This window comes from Amphritea atlantica, assembly GCA_024397875.1.
Lineage (GTDB): Bacteria > Pseudomonadota > Gammaproteobacteria > Pseudomonadales > Balneatricaceae > Amphritea > Amphritea atlantica_B.
The window spans coordinates 2,433,294-2,446,378 of record CP073344.1; the positions used below are offsets into that span (position 1 = coordinate 2,433,294).

Consider the following 13,085-nt stretch of genomic DNA (forward strand, 5'->3'; position numbering starts at 1 on the left):
TATGAATAAAGATCCGATAAGCGAGCCCCTTATGAATGAAACTCTGATCACAAACATCATTATTGTTGACGACCACCCACTGTTTCGGCGCGGTGTCGTTGAGCTGCTGAATGACAGTGGTGAGTTCAGGGTCCTGGCGGACTTTGAGAGCGGACAGCAACTACTCGATGCACTCCCTGAACTCCAGGCAGACCTGCTGTTGCTGGATATGCATATGCCTGCGTTGTCGGGACTGGAGCTGTTACAGCAGCTTAAACAACAGGGCGCTGAGCAGAAGGTGGTCTTTCTCACCGCTTCAGATGACAGCTCGGAGCTGTTTCAGGCGATCTCCTCTGGCGCCAACGGTTATCTGCTGAAAGACGCCGCACCTGAAGAGATTATCAGCGGTCTTAAAGCGGTAATGCTCGGTAATATCGCCATGGATAATACCGGCGTGACGATGCTGGCACACCACCTGAGTAAAGGCGATATTCAGGCAAAGGAAACACCCGCCGCCAATAACTTCGATCTGACCGAGCGGGAACAACAGACTCTGGAGCTGATCACCCGCGGAATGAGCAACAAGCTGATCGCCCGGGAGCTGGGAATCAGTGATGGCACAGTTAAAGTCTATGTTAAAAACCTGTTACGCAAACTGAACGTGAACACGCGCCTGGAACTGGCCGCATGGGTTCACGCCAATATGTCTCAGGCCAATATGTCTCAGGAAGGTATGTTTCATACAAGTCTGCCTGACACCCACTATTCCGATTCGGAGGATGGCCTGTGACAGTACTCAACCTGTTTCGACGTCCTGCGAAAACAGAACAACCCGACCTGTCGGAACTGCTTGATAGTCTGGGCGATGCCGTTTTAGTCTTCAACAGTCTTCTGGAAATCAAGTATGTGAACGCCTGTTGGAAAACCCTCACCGGATACAGTAGTAAAGAGGCAATCCATAGCAGCTTCAGTGACTATATCCATCCGGAAGATCTCAAAAACTGGATCGAAATCACGCAACAGATAAGCCACACTCAGGACAGTCAGTGTATCTGGTTCCGTTTAATCCGTAAGGATAGCGAAGTCCGCTGGTGTGAGATTCGTTTACAGCCATTGAAATCTGACCGCCCTTTCCCACTGACCGCCACGCTTTGTGACATCACCCCGCAAGTACGCAATGATGAAATCAGCAAAGCCAGCCATCGCAGCCTCTCCGGTTTAGTTAACCGCATACCGGGGATGCTCTACCGGGGCCGCAACGATACCCGCTGGACCATGGAGTATATCAGTGAGGGATGTCTTGATCTGACCGGCTACAGCCGTGATCAACTGCTCAATCAGACGCAACTCTCTATCGGCGGGCTGATTCACCCCAACGATGCAGTAAGAGTCTGGGAAACAGTCCAACAGGCGCTGCAGCAACACCGCTGCTTTGAACTGTACTACCAGATACTCCATGCCGATGGACAATACCGTCAGGTGTATGAGAAAGGTCAGGGCATATACTCCTCAACGGGTGCAGTGCTGGGTATAGAAGGGATTATTCTTAATATCAGCCCCCCTTCAGAGTAATCCGGTTACCCCTTTTGACTTATCCACTCTGGGGAATTTATCACACCTCAATATCTGAATAACCTGATGAAAAGAACGTCAATAATCAGGAGATTTCAGATGACCAAACGCGTAGCGATAATCGGTGCCGGCCCCAGTGGTCTGGCGCAACTTCGGGCCTTTCAATCAGCTCAGGAAAAAGGGGCTGAGATACCCGAACTGGTCTGTTTTGAAAAGCAGAGCGACTGGGGGGGCTTATGGAACTACAGCTGGCGTACCGGTTTAGATGAGCATGGCGAACCGGTTCACGGCAGTATGTACCGCTATCTCTGGTCCAACGGACCGAAAGAGTGTCTCGAGTTTGCCGATTACAGTTTTGATGAACACTTCGGCAAACCAATCGCCTCCTACCCTCCCCGTGAAGTCCTCTGGGATTACATTAAAGGCCGGGTAGAGAAAGCCGGAGTTCGCGATTATATCCGCTTCAACACCCCGGTCCGCAATATCACCTTCGATGACACCACCAAGCTCTTTACCGTTACCGTACACGATCACAATACCGATACCGTCTACTCAGAAGAGTTTGACCATGTTGTCTGCGCATCCGGTCACTTTTCCACCCCCCGGGTACCGGAGTTTGAAGGCTTCAGCACCTTCGGCGGCCGCATTCTGCACGCCCATGACTTCCGTGATGCACTGGAATTCAAAGATAAAGATATTCTTCTGGTTGGCAGCAGCTACTCCGCTGAAGATATCGGTTCACAGTGTTATAAATATGGTGCCCGCAGTCTGGTCAGTTGCTACCGCACGGCGCCAATGGGTTACAAGTGGCCGGAAAACTGGGAAGAAAAACCGCTGCTGCAACGGGTTGATACCGATACCGCCTATTTTGCCGATGGCACCAGTCGCAAGATCGACGCCATTATTCTCTGTACCGGATATCTGCACCACTTCCCCTTCATTGATGAGTCTCTGCGCCTTAAAACCGATAACCGTCTGTGGGCGATGGATCTCTATAAAGGGGTCGTCTGGGAACATAACACCCAGATGTTCTATCTGGGCATGCAGGATCAGTGGTACACCTTCAACATGTTTGATGCCCAGGCCTGGTATGTTCGGGATGTCATCATGGGCACCATCACTCTGCCAGAAACCAAAGAGGAGATGGTTGCCAACAGCATGGAATGGCGCGAACGCGAGCTGACACTGGAAACCGCCGAAGAGATGTTCACGTTTCAGGGTGACTATATCCTTGAACTGATTGAGGCCACCGACTACCCGACCTTCGATATCGAAGGTGTACGTCAGACATTCCTCGAATGGAAACATCACAAGAAGGAAAACATCATGACCTTCCGCGACTTCTCCTTCCGCTCCCTTATGACCGGCACCATGTCACCGCCGCATCACACCCCGTGGATCGATGCACTGGACGATTCTCTGGAAGCTTACCTGTCTGACGAAAGCGAAGTTAAACAAGCCGTTTAAACCTTAATCAGGGCCGGTAGTTACCGGCCTGCGTCTTTTCAAACGGAGTTAAGCATGAATCTGGTCACAAAAATTATCGATAAAACGGTCACCCCGATCACCGACGATCTGGATGGTTGGGAGAAGGTCGAAGGCAATCCCACCATGACCACCTGGATCGAATACACCAGCCCGGATGAGTCGATGATCACCGGTTGCTGGTCTGCTACACCCGGCATCTATCGCGCCAGCTACGCCAGCTGGGAGTTCATCCATCTGATCGAAGGCGAAGTCATCATCACTCAGGATGGCCAGGATCCGGTCACCCTGCTGCCCGGCGATGCATTTATGGTCGATGCGGGATTTACCGGCACCTGGGAGATCATTCAACCGGTATTTAAACACTTTGCGATTAAATTAAAATAACATCTCTGTTGTCATTTTATTAAGCAGCTTTCAGGGCTGCTTTTTAATTTCTAACGCTTTTAAAATCAGATAATTACACGCCAGCCTCACTGTATTTTTGTTAACTAGTTTCTAACTGTCTCAGGTTTTGATTAAAAAACATTTGATCATTTTTTGATCTACCTTCAAATACTCCCCGTAACAATCCCCAAATTCAACATCATCTGGTCGCTAAACCGTCCGACGATATGAATGAAGTCAACAAACTTTGGAGATGATCAAAATGAAAAGTATAAAAAGTATTGTTTGCGCAGTGTTCCTGATCCCAGTAATCGCTTACGCCGGTGGCATGAAAGAGAAACCAACCATTGTCGGTATCGCCGCAGGTGATGATTCATTTTCAACGCTGGTAACAGCACTTAAAGCGGCTGATCTGGTCTCTGTTCTGGATGGAGATGGTCCATTCACCGTCTTTGCCCCCACCAACGAAACCTTCAGTAAAATCCCTGCTGACACATTGGCAAACCTGCTGAAACCTGAAAACAAAGCCCAACTGCAAGCAGTGCTTACCTATCATGTTGTTTCCGGCAAGGTCGATGCTGCCACTGCAATGACACTGTCTGAAGCAGCCACTGTTCAGGGCGAAAAGATCAACATCAGCATGAATGGAAAGAAGGTCATGATTAATGATGCAAGCGTTATTTTGGCAGACATCGATGCCCGAAACGGCGTCATTCATGTGATAGACACCGTAATCCTGCCACCCTCAGTTCTATAACTGACAATCGATGATTATCGAAAATAAGAAGAGCCCACATGGGCTCTTCTTATTATCTGATTTTAACTCACTGTTAAAAGTACCATCGCTACTAAGACAGATTGCACAGCGAACTATCCGTTTTCTGCAATGGCCGGTGATAGTTGTTTCTCTGCACTATAACAACTCCACTATATAGAACCGTATCAGATAATATCCTCTGCATCTGAAGCACTGATCTTTGTGACACCACTTATCCAGAAACAATGATTGAATAGCATTAGCTAATAAATTCACACTGATGCTTTTTCAATCAGGAGGCTCTTTGCTATCACCCTTTAGCGGTGCGCTTTTTCTTTTCCGGATCATCAAAAGGCAGTGAATGAGCAATCGCCGCGACATTAAGACTCCCTTTCACCTCAAGCGGAGTACCCTGTACAGCATAGTCTGTATCAAAGCGCACCAGTGCCATCGACTTTTCAGTTAATCGAGAATACATTGCACAGGTAATCACACCCACCTGTTTACCGTCAGCCCATACAGTGTCCCCCTCCTGAGCGGCCTGATGACCTTCCAGTAAAGCGCCAAAAATCTTGAACCGTTGCTGATCTTTGAGCCGGAAATGCTCTGTTGCACCCCGAAATTCGGTCTTATCTTTCGACACGGTAAAGTCCAGACCCAGCTCCCATAAGGTATCGCCAGCGGCTTCATCGGCAAAAGGATACATCTCGGAATTATCGTACGGATAAAACAACAGATAACTCTCAACGCGAAGCATATCCAGCGCGGTAAAGGCACAGGGAATAATGCCGTAATCGCCACCCAGCTCCAGAATGCGGTCCCAGATCTCGACAACATCGGCAGCCTTGCAAAAGATCTCATAGCCTCTTTCACCGGTATAACCGGTGCGTGAAATCATCACCGGCCGCTCAAACAAACGGGTCTGCATATGGTGAAAATATGGCAGATCGCGAATACCCGGAACGTACTCAGAAAGAAATTCGACGGCGTTAGGTCCCTGTAAAGAGATATCATGCAGATCGTCATCAAAAAGCACAGAAACCTGACGTCCCTGAGACGAACGAACCAGCATTTCATAACCATTACCCGCGCCGAATACCACCATAAAAGCATTGGGTCCGGTTCTGTAGATCACACAATCATCTACAAACTTGCCTGACTCATTCAGAATCGTGGCATACACTGACTTTCCAGGATACAGCTTTGAGATATCACGGGTGCAGGCATACTCGAGTAAGCTTTCAGCATGAGGGCCTACGAAATGTACTTTTTTTAAGCCTGATACATCCATCAGACCGGCTTGAGTACGAATCGCCTCATGAGCAAGCGACAGGTCACTATCGTAGCTCCAGGGAGTCCCCATACCGTTCCAGTCTTCCAACTTTGAACCTAATGCGCGATGCCTCTCTGCCAATGCAGAATAACGCCATGAAGTTGCCATATTAAGCTCCTGTTATCTATTTATAAAAACAACTACTAGGAAATTATATTTTCCAGAATGAAAAAAAATGTTGTGTCACACGCCCTGTTTTTTTAAACCATCGTTGCCGCTGGTCGAGATAAACTGACAGACTCAGCTGGCAACAAAATAATGATCTGATGAATGTCTCAATTGAGGATAAATACAGCCTCAGTGGCTTTGCGTTGCAGAAAGAACCGGCGTCCTTGATTCAGTTCAGTACAACTGAAAATCAGCGCAATCGCCCCATCGTGAGCCCCACGATCGTAAGTCCCCCTCAGGCAAACACTTTGAGGCCAATGCCACCCGCGATAATCATCAAGATACAGCTGATCCTTATCAGACTGCCCGATTCATCGAGAAACATTATGCCGTAGGTCGCCAACATGGCTGCACCGATACCGCTCCAGACCGCATAGGCGGTGCCTACCGGAATAGTGCGCATCGCCAGAGACAACAACCCCAGACTGATCACGATCAGAGTAATACTGATCACCGAGGGCCATAAGCGGGTAAAACCATCGCTATACTTCAACCCAAGCGCCCAAAGACACTCCAATACACCTGCGATGCAGAGATAAAGCCAACCCATTGTGCATCCCCCCTATATTCACAGGCCGTGTTGAAAATACGCCGGACGGCACCCTGTGCAGCCTGACGCCGGAACAGGTCAGTTCAGCGGATCAAACTGTGACAGGTAATCCACCACCGTACCGTGAAAACGGGTTAAACCTTTATAATTGATCAGGGGTTCGGGCAGGGTTTTCATCGCCCGGTGCATCCGTACCGCCCACTCTTTGTTAGTCACCAGGTCTTCCAGGCTCAGCAGATAGGTGCGAATGCTGAACATCATCGCATTACTACGCGGCATCCGGTCCAGCACCTGCACTTCGACCCGCAGATAAACCTTTTCACCGACGTTTTCAGGCGTAACAGAAGCGCGTTCGTGGCCCCACTCATGATATTTCTCCGGCGAGGTATCCATCCGTGCATTCACGGTCAGGGTCCAGTTAAGGCGGCGCACCGGTTTACCCACCGGAATCGCGATCAGATATTTCAACGCCCGCTCAAAGATACCTTCGCTGTGGGCCATCGGTACCGGACCATGCCACTCTTTGAAACTCATACCGGCATCAAAAGCCAGTGACCAGTCTGCCGGGCAGGTAATAATGCCGGCATCCAGAAAGAGGTCGCCTTCGCGCTGATCCAGCAACGCAAAATCACCCTGCACCTGCCGGCCGATATAGTCCAGTGGCGGCATCGGCAGTGAACTGCTGTCGCCAAAGGTAAACTGATCCTTAATATTCAATAGTTTATTCTCCCAGCTCCACAGATCACCCTCACGAGTGAGGCTGAAGTAGTCCGGGTAATCTGCTGACAGAGAGAGCATGATCCGTTCAACCATATCCCAGCAGGCCAGATCCATATGAGGCATCGCCAGACAACGCTGCGGCATATCATTTAATACCTTCTGCCGCTCAGCCATCTCTGACAGATAGTGCTCATCGATATCGAGAAACTTTTCAAAGGCCGAGCCCTCCCCACCTTTCGGCAGATGAGGCTCCATATTGACCGAATAACGATATTCATCCTCGGCGAATGGGAAAGGAAAACGCTCAATCGCTTCAGCACTGTTGCTATAGGTAAAATCGTCTCGAAAACTCTGTATATCTTTCGGTGCTACACGCATTGTTCTGCTCTCCTAAATATCTAAAACCAGCCGATCACCTGCAGCCCTTGATACGCAGGGCATCATCACCTGACCCGATTGTTTTTCACGGTCACTGAGATAGCTGTCACGGTGTTCTACTTCCCCCTCTGCTACATCGCAGACACACTGACCACAGACACCCGCACGGCACAGGTTAGGGACGTTAATATCAGCACTTTCCAGGGTTTCCAGCAGACTGCTGTCGGCCGCTACGGCCAGTTCTGCGCCGCTGCGACTGAGTTCAACGACAAAAGGCAGGCCCGGTTTGGCACCGGCAAACTCCTCCCAGTGAATCGCACTGGCAGGAACCCCCATCCCATCAGCGGTTGCCCGCACCGCGTCTATCAGGGCCTCAGGGCCGCAAATGTAGAAGTGTGTCCCCAATGGCTGACCCGACATCACCGCAGCGATATCACAGCGATTACCCAGGTCAGCGTCGTAACAACTGCACCCCGATCCCAGGTTTTCTTGCAGCTCAGCACTGTAAGCCCCGGTCTGTTTGCTGCGATACATATAATGAAGCTCAAACTCAGCCTGACGTTGCTGCAGTTCTGGCAGATAGGACAGGAACGGCGTAATACCCACTCCGCCCGCAAACAACACATGTTTCTTGGCCATCCACTCGGGGGCAAACAGGTTCGCCGGAGGCGAGATCTTTAGCTGTGTACCGACCTCAACCTGTTGATGCATATAGACAGAGCCACCCCGGGAATCGTCCTGCAGGCGTACCGCTATCCGATACTGACGGCTATCCAGCGGATCGCTCATCAGAGAGTAGGCATTACGATAGCTGTGCTTATCAGTGCCGGAACCTGTACTGACCATCTCTACGACGATGTGAGCCCCTGGCGAAAATGGCGTCAACAGGCCATCCTGCGGTTCGAGCGTAAACTCTTTAATCAGCGGTGCGACCTGCTTGATCGCGGTCACCCTGACGGGAATCTGATCGATATTACTCATCAGCTAACCTCCCTTCTTTCAGGCATATCGGCACTGTCCTCGGCATTCGCCTGATAGCCAAAATAGGCACTGTGAAGCCGGGCAAAATGGTCCGTCACTTCAAGGCTGAGACCGCATCCGGCACAGATGAACGGTGAGTAGGTCACCCCTTCGGTTATCTGATGACAATGACAGCAGAACAGATGACGTTCACGGGTTACAGGCGTCAGCATGCGAATCTGATCGGGACGCAGGCCAGCTTGTCGGGCCTGACTGGCCACCCGCCATATAAAGGGCTCGGTTCCCGCCAGATAGAGTGTGCCCACCAAAGGAAAACTCGCCAGCGATTTAAGCAACTCAGGATCACTGGCATCGGGATATACAGCGACTGCTTTATCCTTACTACAATGATCATAAAGTGACTGCATCGCAGGCGTGACGCTCTGTTCTGCTATAAACAGGTGAAAACTGGATTTAGGATTCAGCTCTACCGGCTGATAGGCCGGTTTACTGACAACCCCGTTAAACTGCTCTGTCTGCATCTGAGCCCTCCTGCATAAGGTCCGGTTAGCATCATGATGTGCAAATAAAATTCCTGTTAAGAATATTATGAGAGGCAGACAGAACCCTCAATTGTCACGAAGAGGTACTCTAAAGGAGGTAATCCCAGCACCGGAAGCAACAACGCTTCCGGTCTGGTCTTATAAGAAGGTCAGGCGCGCGGTAAGCGCAGGGAGATGACAGCTGCAGTTGCCAGAAACAGCGCTGAAACCCAGAGACAGGCGGTTAAGCCGGCAATTTGAAACAGATAACCGGACAGCACCGTGCCGATTAACCGTCCCATTGCATTGGCCATGTAGTAAAAACCAACATCCATTGACGCACCATCTTCCCGTGCATAGCTAACAATCAGATAGCTGTGAAGCGATGAGTTAATGGCAAACACGCCGCCAAAAATTAACAGCCCGGCCAGTAAAACGATATGCGGATAGACATTGTTTGTCAGCGACAGGGCAATCAATACCGGCAACAGCAGCAACCCGGAGGCCCACAAAAACGCTTCTCGTCCACCGGGAAGCCGGCCAGAACGTTTACCCGTCAGGTAAGGCGCAATTGACTGAATAATGCCATAACCGATTATCCAGAGTGCCAGAAAGCCCCCTACCGACCAGTGATCCCAGCCGAGAGTGCTGGCCAGATAGACCGGCAGCGCCACCACAAACCAGACATCCCGGGCGCCAAACAGAAACATCCGCGCCGCCGACAGATAGTTAACCGCCCCACTTTTGGAAAATATCTGACTGAACCTAGGCTTGTTTTTTGCCCGGCCCAGATCCTCTTTCAACAACAGCAGGCTTAACAACCAGACAAGGCCCAGCGCAACCGCCATGACCAGTATTGCCCCCTGAAAGCCCAGCAGGGTGAGTAAAGCACCGCCCAGGAAAAAACCTGCGCCTTTCAGCGCATTCTTAGAGCCGGTGAGTATTGCCACCCACTTATACAGCGTGCCCTCAGCATTGGCAGGAACCAGCTGTTTAACCGAGCTTTTGGCGCTCATCTTGTTGAGATCTTTGGCAATACCGGAAAGCGCCTGAGCCAGCATCACCCAGGGAACGGTGAGCATGGCAGCCGGGACTAACAACATACCCAACGCCACCACCTGCAGTGCCAGGCCGATGTTCATTGTTTTGTTTAACCCGATACGGGCACCCAGCCAGCCGCCAAACAAATTGGTAACAACACCGAAGAACTCATAAAACAGAAACAGCAGCGCGATTTCTAAGGGGCTGTAGCCAAGCTGGTGGAAATGCAGCACCACCAGCATTCGCAGAGCCCCATCGGTCAGCGTGAACGCCCAGTAATTTCCGGTCACAATAAGGTACTGACGCAACTGCGGCGTCAGTCGGGATAAGACAGCGATCACCGTTTACTCCTGCCCGGCCACCATTCGCACCAGTTCTACGGTGCGGTTGGCATAGCCCCACTCATTGTCATACCAGAGATAGAGTTTCAGCTGAGTATCATTCACCACCATGGTCGAGAGAGCATCGACAATGCAGGAACGCGGATCGGTTTTATAATCGACCGATACCAGCGGGCGCTCTTCATAGCCGAGAATACCCTGCAACTCAGTTTCAGCAGCCTGTTTCAGTAATTGATTAACCTCATTGACGGTGGTGCCTCGCTGCAACTCAAAGACACAATCGGTGATAGAAGCATTCACCAGCGGTACCCGTACCGCATGACCATTCAGCTTGCCCTTCAGCTCTGGAAAGATATGTGTAATCGCGGTTGCCGAACCGGTTGTTGTGGGGATCAGGCTGCTGCCGCAGGCCCGTGCCCGGCGCAGATCTTTATGGGGCGCATCAAGAATGGTCTGAGTATTGGTAATATCGTGGATAGTGGTCATTGAACCGTGCTTTATGCCCAGTGTCTCGTGGATCACCTTCACCGCCGGAGCCAGACAGTTAGTTGTGCAGGAAGCCGCGGTCACAATAGGATGGATCGATTTATCATAGAGGTGGTGATTCACCCCCATCACAACGTTAAGAACGCCCTCCTCTTTGACCGGAGCGGTGACCACGACCCGTTTAACTCCCTGATCGAGATAGGGCTGTAGCTTCTCCTTGCTCTTCATTACCCCGGAGGCTTCAATCACGATATCGCAACCGGACCAGTCGGTGTCCTCAATCGCTCTGTTTTGAGTACACTGCAACGACTTATCGCCGATCAGCATCATACTGCCTTCGGCCCTTGCTTCATGCTGCCAGATACCGTGAACGGAATCGAAGCTCAGCAAATGCGCCAGGGTCGTTGCATCACCCGCCGGATCATTAATCTGCACAAACTCCAGTTCCGGCCAGCCCCAGGCTGCCCGCAAAGCCAACCGTCCCATCCGGCCAAAGCCGTTAATACCTACTTTAATCGCCACCCTTTACACTCCCCTATCAACTAGCCGACAGTGCTACTTTTCTGTCAGTTTTTCTGCTTTATATCTCAACGGTTCAACTCTGAAGCCAGGTTGTAATATCCGCCTGGGTCGGAATACTACCGCTGTGTACCAACTGTTCATCGACCACTACAGCCGGTGTACGCATCACGCCATACCCCATGATCACCTGAACATCGCTCTCTTTCTCAACGGCTGCTTCCACACCCAGCTCAGCTGCCAGCTTCTCGATCAGCTCAGCTGTTTTGACGCATTTACTGCAACCACTGCCCAACACTTTGATATTTTTCATAACGCACTCCTTGGATTTCATCACGCCATCTGAAGGTCATAACACCGGAAAAAGAAAATTAAAGATCCAGCCGATCAGGGTGAATGCAAACAGCAACATGGCAAACAGAATCGCCAGTAACCGCCACTGCATCACCTGCTTCAGCAAAATAAATTCAGGAAAACTGGCCGCCACGGTACTCATACAGAATGCCAGAGTCGTTCCTATCGGCAAGCCATTGGTAATCAGACTTTCCATCACCGGAATGACCCCGGTCGCATTTGAGTACAGAGGGATGCCCAACCCCACAGCCGCAGGCACTGTCCACCACTGACCATCTCCCAGATGGGTTTCTATCCAGCCGTCCGGAACAAAGCCATGCAGCGCGGCCCCCAGGCCCACACCGATAATCACCCATTTCCACACCCGGCCAAAGATCTCCAGGGTTTCATCCCGGGCGAACTGATGTCGTTCTGTCAGCGACAGTGCTTCGACAGCAGCAGTGCCCGTGGGGCTGTTTTTTCGCCCCTGCTCCAGCGCCTTTGCCGCGAATGACTGTAGCCAGCGCTCCGCCCGAATCGCATCGAGAAAAAAACCACCGGCAATCCCCACCGCCATACCGACGACAATATAGACCACGGTAAACTTCCACCCCAACAGACTGAGCAACAGCAGTACCGCGACCTCATTAATCAGTGGCGAGGTCAGCAAAAACGCCATTGTGATCCCCACCGGAATACCGGCAGAGGTAAATCCCAGAAACACCGGGATACTGGAACAGGAGCAGAATGGTGTGACCGCGCCAAACCCGGCCCCCATCAGATAACCTGCACCGCGATGCTTTCCTGCCAGGAAGTCCCGGACCCGTTCGACATTCAGTGAAGCCCGTAACAGGGCGATAAAATAGATCATCACCACCAGAAGCACGAAGATTTTAGATGTATCTTCGACAAAAAAATGCAGCGCCTGTCCCATTTTCTTTTCTGCTGACAGGCCAGCAAGATCGTAGATCAGCCAGTTCGCTAACTGGGTAAATATCTCAAACATAATGCTCCCTCTTCCTGTTACTCAGCAGGATTTTTTGCTTCGGTCCGGACGGTCATCCATCTGATCTAAGCGCATTTTTTCCACTGTCAGATAATCTTTGTTAGTCACCAGGGTTTCCCAGAGCACATTGCGACACCAACCAGGAAGATCAGGATTGAGCCGGTAGAAAACCCATTGCCCATGGCGATGATCAGACAGTAAACCGGCCTTTTTTAACTGGGCAAGGTGACGGGAGACCTTTGGCTGACTCAGCTCAAGGGCGGCCATCAGCTCACAAACACACAACTCTTTTTTCTGCTTAATCAGCAGAACAGACTTAAGCCGTGTTTCATCAGCAAGGCATTTAAACAGATCGACAGGATTCATAATAAATATAACCAAAACCGTATATATGGTTAATCATATATACGACACAACCGATATGAAAGTGAATAGTTGATGAATTCACCTCTGAATAACTACATCTTGACCCCAATCATTTTGCAGAGCATTCGTTGTGTTATTCTCAGCAGCTCACTTTATGTCGGA

15 protein-coding genes are annotated in these 13,085 nt (G+C 50.6%); 5 read left to right on the forward strand and 10 right to left on the reverse strand.

The annotated features are described in order from the left end of the window. The first annotated feature begins 31 nt into the window (after nucleotides 1-31). From KDX31_11275 to KDX31_11295, 5 genes are all read left to right on the forward strand, one after another. Nucleotides 32-769: a response regulator transcription factor gene (locus tag KDX31_11275; GenBank protein UTW01944.1), complete on the forward strand. Its 738-nt coding sequence runs from the start codon at nucleotides 32-34 to the stop codon at nucleotides 767-769. After that, nucleotides 766-1,551: a PAS domain-containing protein gene (locus KDX31_11280; GenBank protein UTW01945.1), complete on the forward strand. Its 786-nt coding sequence runs from the start codon at nucleotides 766-768 to the stop codon at nucleotides 1,549-1,551. Before KDX31_11275 ends, KDX31_11280 begins: the two co-directional genes overlap by 4 nt. 99 nt (nucleotides 1,552-1,650) lie before the next feature. After that, entirely contained in the window at nucleotides 1,651-3,018 is a 1,368-nt protein-coding gene (locus tag KDX31_11285) for an NAD(P)/FAD-dependent oxidoreductase (GenBank protein UTW01946.1), read from the forward strand. 54 nt (nucleotides 3,019-3,072) lie between these two features. Further along, nucleotides 3,073-3,423: a DUF861 domain-containing protein gene (locus tag KDX31_11290; GenBank protein ID UTW01947.1), complete on the forward strand. Its 351-nt coding sequence runs from the start codon at nucleotides 3,073-3,075 to the stop codon at nucleotides 3,421-3,423. Nucleotides 3,424-3,685: 262 nt separating this feature from the next. Beyond that, entirely contained in the window at nucleotides 3,686-4,180 is a 495-nt protein-coding gene (locus KDX31_11295; GenBank protein ID UTW01948.1) for a fasciclin domain-containing protein, read from the forward strand. 310 nt (nucleotides 4,181-4,490) lie between these two features. Here the strand turns inward: KDX31_11295 and KDX31_11300 are convergent, their stop codons facing one another. The 10 genes from KDX31_11300 to KDX31_11345 all read right to left on the reverse strand — a co-directional run bounded on the left by KDX31_11300 (nucleotide 4,491) and on the right by KDX31_11345 (nucleotide 12,923). After that, the gene (locus KDX31_11300; GenBank protein ID UTW01949.1) at nucleotides 4,491-5,621 is read right to left on the reverse strand and encodes an aminomethyltransferase family protein; all 1,131 of its coding nucleotides are present in this window, start codon (nucleotides 5,619-5,621) and stop codon (nucleotides 4,491-4,493) included. 295 nt (nucleotides 5,622-5,916) lie between these two features. After that, a complete protein-coding gene (locus KDX31_11305) occupies nucleotides 5,917-6,231 on the reverse strand; it encodes a multidrug efflux SMR transporter (protein ID UTW01950.1) in 315 nt (104 codons plus the stop codon). A gap of 78 nt (nucleotides 6,232-6,309) precedes the next feature. Beyond that, complete coding sequence (locus tag KDX31_11310; GenBank protein UTW01951.1) at nucleotides 6,310-7,329, reverse strand: DUF3445 domain-containing protein; 1,020 nt, start codon at nucleotides 7,327-7,329, stop codon at nucleotides 6,310-6,312. A gap of 12 nt (nucleotides 7,330-7,341) precedes the next feature. Then, complete coding sequence (locus KDX31_11315; protein UTW01952.1) at nucleotides 7,342-8,310, reverse strand: oxidoreductase; 969 nt, start codon at nucleotides 8,308-8,310, stop codon at nucleotides 7,342-7,344. Then, on the reverse strand, nucleotides 8,310-8,831 hold the full coding sequence (locus KDX31_11320; GenBank protein UTW01953.1) for a hypothetical protein: 522 nt from the start codon (nucleotides 8,829-8,831) through the stop codon (nucleotides 8,310-8,312). Before KDX31_11320 ends, KDX31_11315 begins: the two co-directional genes overlap by 1 nt. Before the next feature lie 170 nt (nucleotides 8,832-9,001). Then, nucleotides 9,002-10,210: an organoarsenical effux MFS transporter ArsJ gene (gene arsJ, locus KDX31_11325; protein UTW05376.1), complete on the reverse strand. Its 1,209-nt coding sequence runs from the start codon at nucleotides 10,208-10,210 to the stop codon at nucleotides 9,002-9,004. Nucleotides 10,211-10,216: 6 nt separating this feature from the next. Next, nucleotides 10,217-11,221, reverse strand: a complete 1,005-nt coding sequence (locus KDX31_11330; protein ID UTW01954.1) for an ArsJ-associated glyceraldehyde-3-phosphate dehydrogenase — start codon at nucleotides 11,219-11,221, stop codon at nucleotides 10,217-10,219. A 73-nt stretch (nucleotides 11,222-11,294) separates the two neighbouring features. Continuing rightward, nucleotides 11,295-11,531: a thioredoxin family protein gene (locus KDX31_11335; protein UTW01955.1), complete on the reverse strand. Its 237-nt coding sequence runs from the start codon at nucleotides 11,529-11,531 to the stop codon at nucleotides 11,295-11,297. 36 nt (nucleotides 11,532-11,567) lie between these two features. Continuing rightward, nucleotides 11,568-12,557, reverse strand: coding sequence for a permease (locus KDX31_11340; protein UTW01956.1), 990 nt, complete (start codon nucleotides 12,555-12,557; stop codon nucleotides 11,568-11,570). 21 nt (nucleotides 12,558-12,578) lie between these two features. Beyond that, complete coding sequence (locus KDX31_11345; protein UTW01957.1) at nucleotides 12,579-12,923, reverse strand: metalloregulator ArsR/SmtB family transcription factor; 345 nt, start codon at nucleotides 12,921-12,923, stop codon at nucleotides 12,579-12,581. Between the last annotated feature and the right edge of the window lie 162 nt (nucleotides 12,924-13,085).

Coding starts and splice junctions, on each gene's coding strand:
- KDX31_11340 (UTW01956.1), bottom strand. CDS start 12,557: ATGTTTGAGATATTTACCCAGTTAGCGAACTGGCTGATCTACGATCTT.
- KDX31_11300 (UTW01949.1), bottom strand. CDS start 5,621: ATGGCAACTTCATGGCGTTATTCTGCATTGGCAGAGAGGCATCGCGCA.
- KDX31_11275 (UTW01944.1), top strand. CDS start 32: ATGAATGAAACTCTGATCACAAACATCATTATTGTTGACGACCACCCA.
- KDX31_11310 (UTW01951.1), bottom strand. CDS start 7,329: ATGCGTGTAGCACCGAAAGATATACAGAGTTTTCGAGACGATTTTACC.
- KDX31_11305 (UTW01950.1), bottom strand. CDS start 6,231: ATGGGTTGGCTTTATCTCTGCATCGCAGGTGTATTGGAGTGTCTTTGG.
- KDX31_11320 (UTW01953.1), bottom strand. CDS start 8,831: ATGCAGACAGAGCAGTTTAACGGGGTTGTCAGTAAACCGGCCTATCAG.
- KDX31_11345 (UTW01957.1), bottom strand. CDS start 12,923: ATGAATCCTGTCGATCTGTTTAAATGCCTTGCTGATGAAACACGGCTT.
- KDX31_11285 (UTW01946.1), top strand. CDS start 1,651: ATGACCAAACGCGTAGCGATAATCGGTGCCGGCCCCAGTGGTCTGGCG.
- KDX31_11315 (UTW01952.1), bottom strand. CDS start 8,310: ATGAGTAATATCGATCAGATTCCCGTCAGGGTGACCGCGATCAAGCAG.
- KDX31_11335 (UTW01955.1), bottom strand. CDS start 11,531: ATGAAAAATATCAAAGTGTTGGGCAGTGGTTGCAGTAAATGCGTCAAA.
- KDX31_11295 (UTW01948.1), top strand. CDS start 3,686: ATGAAAAGTATAAAAAGTATTGTTTGCGCAGTGTTCCTGATCCCAGTA.
- KDX31_11290 (UTW01947.1), top strand. CDS start 3,073: ATGAATCTGGTCACAAAAATTATCGATAAAACGGTCACCCCGATCACC.